The following is a 669-nucleotide window of genomic DNA, read 5'->3' on the forward strand; positions in this document are numbered from 1 at the left end:
TAAGACTACATCAAATTGTCCCTGATTATACATGACTTCTACTTGAAACTTGATTTGCTTGCCAATGAAGGTTTCCAAGTCAGCAACATTGTCAGACTCCTCATCGAGTAAGCGATCAATCACGTTTTGCGAAGCCATAACCAAATAGATATTTGCGTCATAAGCACGATTCACCCTGAGAATCTCACGCATAATTTCATAACAGACTGTTTCAGCGGTCTTTAACACACCAGTGCCATCACATACAGGGCAAGGCTCACACAAGGTTTGCCCCAAGCTTTCAGTGGTACGCTTACGTGTCATTTCAACCAGGCCAAGCTCTGAAACGCAACTTACCGTTGTACGTGCATGGTCTCGCTCAAGCATTTTCTCTAACATTCGTAGAACCTGGCGCTTATGTTCCTCATCCTCCATATCGATGAAGTCGAGAATGATAATCCCGCCAAGATTTCTTAAGCGCAATTGCCTACCAATGGTCCTTGCAGCTTCGAGATTGGTCTTGAATATGGTCTCTTCAAGATTACGATGCCCGACAAAACCGCCGGTATTCACATCAATCGTGGTCATAGCTTCGGTTTGATCAATGATTAGATAGCCACCAGACTTAAGTTGAACCTTTTTTCCCAGCGCCTTCTGAATTTCATCATCAACATTATATAAATCGAATAC

General features: G+C 43.0%; 1 protein-coding gene. It reads right to left on the reverse strand.

All coding sequences use genetic code 11. The features are described from left to right. A partial coding sequence (locus tag A3729_RS09015) for a ribonuclease E/G (RefSeq protein WP_197475723.1) occupies nucleotides 1–669 on the reverse strand: 669 nt, incomplete at both ends.

This window comes from Oleiphilus sp. HI0043, from assembly GCF_001634935.1.